Source organism: Armatimonas sp. (assembly GCF_043760365.1).
Taxonomy (GTDB): Bacteria; Armatimonadota; Armatimonadia; order Armatimonadales; family Armatimonadaceae; genus Armatimonas.
On sequence record NZ_JAYUPA010000482.1, the window covers coordinates 1 to 4626 of the forward strand.

The 4626-nt window shown below is 57.7% G+C and carries 4 protein-coding genes; 1 reads left to right on the forward strand and 3 read right to left on the reverse strand.

What is annotated here, in order from left to right:
• Nucleotides 1-988: CotH kinase family protein (locus tag ACH2EH_RS11220; protein WP_395141683.1), on the forward strand; the 988-nt coding region annotated here is incomplete at its 5' end.
• Between the two features lies 1 nt (nucleotide 989).
• Here the strand turns inward: ACH2EH_RS11220 and ACH2EH_RS11225 are convergent.
• The 3 genes from ACH2EH_RS11225 to ACH2EH_RS11235 form a co-directional block, all read right to left on the reverse strand.
• The gene (locus tag ACH2EH_RS11225; RefSeq protein ID WP_395141685.1) at nucleotides 990-2540 is read right to left on the reverse strand and encodes an HD domain-containing phosphohydrolase; all 1551 of its coding nucleotides are present in this window, start codon (nucleotides 2538-2540) and stop codon (nucleotides 990-992) included.
• Between the two features lie 21 nt (nucleotides 2541-2561).
• On the reverse strand, nucleotides 2562-4427 hold the full coding sequence (locus ACH2EH_RS11230) for a sensor histidine kinase (RefSeq protein ID WP_395141687.1): 1866 nt from the start codon (nucleotides 4425-4427) through the stop codon (nucleotides 2562-2564).
• 6 nt (nucleotides 4428-4433) lie between these two features.
• On the reverse strand, nucleotides 4434-4626 hold a 193-nt coding region (locus ACH2EH_RS11235; RefSeq protein WP_395141689.1), incomplete at its 5' end, for a hypothetical protein.

Here is a 4626-nt window from a genome sequence, read left to right on the forward strand (position 1 = left end):
GCTGAACCTAGATCTACTGGGCAAAGACCCACGCAAGGCCGTTCGCGCACAGCTTCGCATTGGGCAGTTGGAGCTTACCGATGTCGGACTGCATCTCAAAGGCGCAGCGGGTTCCTGGCGCGACTGGAACGATAAACCAGGGCTCACCCTGAACATTAATAAATTCGTGAAAGGCCAGGAGCTATTTGGAATGGAAAAGCTGCACCTTAACAACGGTGTCCAGGATGGCAGCTACCTGCACGAGCTACTTGCCAATGAGCTTGCGCTCGCCATGGGAGTGCCCGCATGCCGGTGTGCGCACGCACTGGTGGAGCTCAATGGCCGTAAAGTGGGGCTGTATGTCTTAAAAGAGGGCTTTGATAAGACCTGGCTGCAGCGCAACTTTCCCAAAGAGTTTGAGGGCAATCTCTACGACGGGGGGTTCTGCATGGATATTGACGGTGCGCTAAAGCTAGATACGGGGACGGATAATCAGCGGCGCGACTTGAAGGCGCTGGCTGAGGCGTGCAGTCAGGGCTTTGCGGCTGTGGAGCGGGTGGTGGATGTGGAGCGCTTTTGTGCCAATGCGGCGCTGCAGATTATTACCACGGACTGGGATGGCTACGTGCGCAAGCCCAATAACTACCGGGTCTTTCTGCCGAGCAGTGGCAAGGCGGTTTTTATTCCTCATGGGATGGATCAGCTCTGGGGAAACCCGGAGGAGTCGCTCTGGCCGGGCTGGGGAGGGCGGGTGGCACACGTGATTTTAGAGCACCCGGAAGGCAGGAAGCGCACGATTAGTCAGCTCTGGGAGGCAAGCCAAAAACACTTCACGCTGGCAAAGCTCCACGGGCGCATTGACAGTTTTGCGCCCCGTACTCTCGATGCGCTGAAGGCGACCGGCCACCTGGAGCGGGTGGGGGGATTTGAGAACGAGCTACGAGGGCTCAAGGGGCGGCTCGCCCGGCGCATGGCCTATGTGCGCAGTGAGCTGCCCAAGCTGAGCTAGCTTAGGCGGCGCGGGGGAGCTGGGTGACTTCTGCCGCGCTCTGCTCTTGCTGGGAAAGAAGTGCTGAGTGTTGGGAAAGAAAGGGGGAGTCCTGCTGTTGAACCATCTTCACAAATGCCTCTGCGATCATGGGATCGAACTGCACCCCGGCATTTTTCACAATCTCCTTAAGGGCTTCCTTTGTGGTGAGCGGAGCGTGGTAGGGACGCTGCATCACCATGGCGGAGTAGGCATCCGTGACGGCTAGAAGTCGCCCGATTAGTGGAATCTCAGTGTCTGCGAGGCCATTGGGATAGCCACTGCCGTCCCAGCGCTCGTGGTGGTGTGCCACGCCGGAGAGAATCAGGGCCAAGTCGGGAAGTGCATGAATGATCTGTGTGGAGTAGAGGACGTGCTGGCGAGCAATCGCCTGTTCCGCATCGGTGAGGGCTCCTGGCTTCATCAGAATCTTCGTGGGGATGGCGATCTTACCGATGTCATGGAGTAAACCGGCAACTTTCACCGCGTTACAGCTCGCCTCGTCAAGCCCGAGATACTGGGCCAGCTCTACAGCTAGCTCCGTCATCTCCTCAGAGTGCTCCTGAGTGAAGGTATCCAGGCAGCTGGTGAGCACTTGGAGAGGGTCGGTGGTGTCGAGGGGATGATGCTCCTGATAGGTCGTGACCCGGTTCCCCCCCCGCCGCTTACTTTGGTAGAGTGCCACATCCGCCGCCGCAACAAGACGTGCGCTGATGGGGCCGGTCTTAGAGGTATCCGCGATCCCAAAGCAGAGTGCCAGAGCTATCTTGCGCCCATCGGGCGTTTCGATTGGCTCGCTTGCAAGGCGGGCACGAACGGCTTCGACAGCTGCGCAGGCTTGCGGGGCATCCCTACCCGGCAAGATCATCATGAACTCATCCCCCCCACAGCGGCCTAGCGGGGCTTTCTTTCCCGCAACGGCACAGAGCGTCTGGGCGATCTGGCGCAGCACTTTGTCCCCAAACGGATGCCCGTAGAGATCGTTGAGCTGCTTGAAGTGATCCATATCCAGCATCACTAGGGCAAGCGGCTCTTGCGTGGAGCCTTGAGCAAGGAGCTTCTCTAAGCAACTATGGATGCCACGGTGGTTGAGCAGACCCGTCAGCCCATCTTCCAGAGCCATCTGGGTCATCTCCTTCAGAAGCCTTGCGTTCTCGCTCTTAAGTTGCCGCGCCTCCAGGGCTTTATCCACAATACGATTGAGGATACGGATATCTTCCAGGGGCTTGAGCAGGTAGTCCACTACATTACCGTTTTTGAAAGCCTCGACCGCGCCTTCCAGGCTCCCGTGCCCTGTCAGAACGATAAAGTCCACGGGGATTTCTCGCTTACGTGCTTCACGAAGAAGTCCCATCCCGTCTAGGCGCGGCATCTTCATGTCGGAGAGAACCAGATCAAAGGGTTCGCGTGTGAGGGCAAGTAGCGCCTCCTCGCCATTTTCCACACTCGCGACCTCATGATTGGCGCGCACTAGCTGACGTGTCAGCAGGTGGCGAAGGCTCTCTTCATCCTCGGCTATTAGTATCTTACTCATGGTGTTATTTATTATTGTCGGCTAAGCGGCTTTTTTCAGCTCTGGGAGAGCTTGCCCGGATTGCACTTCGATCTCGGCGGGGGTGTAGGGCAGATGTAGCGTCAACACGGCACCTCCCTGGTTAGGGGCGTTGTGGGCACTGAGGGTGCCTCCGTTGCTTTTCACTAAGTTCATGCTGATCGAGAGCCCCAGTCCCATGCCCTGACCGACTTCTTTGGTGGTGAAGAACGGCTCAAAGAGGCGGGGGAGCACCTCAGGAGGGATACCAGGGCCATTGTCGGCGCACTCTAAAATAACCTGATTGTTGTTTTCTCGTAGGCGAATGTCGAGCGTGGCATCGGGTGTGTTCTGAAGGGCATCGCGGGCATTAGTGAGCAGGTTGAGAAGCACTTGCTCGATCTCATTGGCGTTCACCTTCACTGTGGTCTTGTCTGTCTCTATGTGCACGGAGAGCGTGATGCCATGCGAGTGGAACTGAGCGCCGATCAAGATCAGGCAATCCTCGACAAGCTGCTTGAGACAGACCACTGAGGTGCTGTGGCCCGTCGTGCGGCAGAACGTGCGCATGTGGGTGATGATGCGCATCATCCGGCTGGTCTGGGTCTCGATCTGCTCCAGATCCTCGGTCATGAATTTTGAGAGATTGGGCTCCTCTTGCATTTGCTGAGAGAGTCCTCGGATAATGGCAATTGGCTGGTTGAGCTCATGTGCCACGCCTGCCGAGAGCGTTCCCAGAGAGGCCATCTTCGCCGAGTGCACCAGCTCCGCCTGCGTGGCCTGGAGCTGGATGTTGAGCTGCTGAAGAGATGCAGCATCGTCGCGTGTCTGACGGACAAGCTGCCAGTTGTCGCGCAGAGCCATGAACTGTCGGAGTAGGATCAGCAGTACCAGAAATGCCCCACTCACACACATACCCTTCACTTCAAGGGTCAGCTTCTGGTTCTCCAGCAGGGTCTGGAAGAAGAAGAGTCCTGCGCAGGGAACCAGCAGATAGGGAATCGCAACACGAAGCGGTGAGTCACTGCCACCTTCCTCGACTCGGACTCGCAGGCGTCGCCCTGCGGGAGTGATGCTCTGAAGTGTCAGTGAGCGTGCTCCGAATCCCAGACACAGTGAGCAGAGGGTAAAGAGCAGATCCAGCGGAGTGCCAGACTGGTAGGTATCATGGAGGTTTAAGTACAAAAAGAAGCTATCCGCTATCAGCAGGGAGATGATCCCAATCCCGATGGCTACGATTGTGCTTCGCATGCCCTGCTGGAGCGAGCCTCCTGAGCGCAGCACCAGCACCAGTAGGCTCCCCACCAGTAAGAGATCCCCAGTTGGGTAGGCCAGCCCGACGGCCCTCGCCAGAAAGCCCAGAGCTGCGCCTGAGAGGAGAGTCGGACTGATCAAGAGCCGCCAGCTAAAGATCAAAAGCGCGGTCACTCCGACCAGAGCATCCAGGAGAACACGCATCCGGTGCGAGCGCGAGATTTGTCGGGTCGGCAGAAGGAGTACCCCCACAAGAATCAAAGGAACAACCAGCAGGTAAAAGTAGTCCGCTTGCGAGGGGAAAGGTGTCTGCTTAGTCCACTCCAGCCAGGCCCAGATACTATCCGCGATGGCTCGGGAGAAGCAGGCAGCCGTCAGAAAGATTGCGGTCCAGGGAAGGGACTGTTGGTTTATTTGACGAAGCTTGCGAGTGCGCCAGAAACCGGAGAAGCCGCAGATCAGGCCGATGATATCTCCTACAACCGGGATAAGATTCCCTCGGAGCTGAGAGAGGGGGCTGGTGCTCTTGGGGAGGATCGCCATCATCAGTAGACTTACCAGTAAGTAGAAGGCAGCGATCCCAAGAGGCCAACCCATGCGTCGCAGGGGGCGAAAAAAGAGCTGTGGTTTGGTCATCTTTGCTCAGTGCTCCCACGTGAAGTGGAACTGGAGCCACGTGTTCTGTCGTGAGCCCTCTCTTGCCGTCGCGGCGTCTAGAGAGAGATTTGGGCCCACGGGAGCGGTCACTCCACCGATCAGAGTATGGTAGCTCCCGTGCGCTTGCGTCGCCGAGGTGTCACGCCAGTGGTAGTAGCTCACATAAGGCTCAATGCCT

What these genes read in the sequence shown, in the direction of transcription:
- ACH2EH_RS11230 (WP_395141687.1), bottom strand. Translation starts at nt 4,427, where the DNA reads ATGACCAAACCACAGCTCTTTTTTCGCCCCCTGCGACGCATGGGTTGG.
- ACH2EH_RS11225 (WP_395141685.1), bottom strand. Translation starts at nt 2,540, where the DNA reads ATGAGTAAGATACTAATAGCCGAGGATGAAGAGAGCCTTCGCCACCTG.